Origin of the sequence: Paracoccus aestuariivivens (assembly GCF_009711225.1) — a bacterium.
GTDB classification, from domain to species: Bacteria; Pseudomonadota; Alphaproteobacteria; order Rhodobacterales; family Rhodobacteraceae; genus Paracoccus; species Paracoccus aestuariivivens.
The window spans coordinates 1-518 of the sequence record NZ_WMIE01000076.1 but is presented as its reverse complement, the minus strand read 5'-3'; the positions used below and the strand labels follow the sequence as shown (position 1 = coordinate 518).

1 pseudogene is annotated in these 518 nt (G+C 62.7%); it reads left to right on the top strand.

Annotated elements, in window-relative coordinates:
• Window positions 1-518: pseudogene (locus GL286_RS22130) on the top strand (transposase); the annotation flags it as partial.

Below are 518 nucleotides of genomic sequence, written 5' to 3'. Positions count from 1 at the left end.
TCGCTGTTCAGCCATGTCGACCTTGAAGACCGCATCCCTGCACGGCATCCGCTGCGCAAGATCCGGCAGATCGTCAACGACGCCCTTGCCAGCCTCGGTGGCGATTTCGACCGGCTTTACGCCGATCTTGGGCGTCCCTCGATCGCGCCGGAACGGCTGATCCGGGCCAGCCTGATCCAGATCCTGTTCTCGATCCGCTCCGAGCGGCAGTTGATGGAACAGATGCAGTATAACCTGCTGTTCCGCTGGTTTGTGGGTCCCGGGATAGATGACCCGGTCTGGGGTGAAGGGCGCCCGGAAATCGGTCCACTGGACAGATTTCAGCCCTGAACGCGCGAAGCGCCGGGCCGGAGGCCAACGGTTTTCACGAAGAACCGGGACCGGCTGCTCACCACGGCCATGTCGCGCAGGATCATGGCTGCGATTTTGGCGCATGCCGAGGTCGCGCCACTGCTGTCGGACGATCATTTCGCTGACGCGGACCTTCGGTTCTCGGTCGATGGCACCTTGGTCAAGGC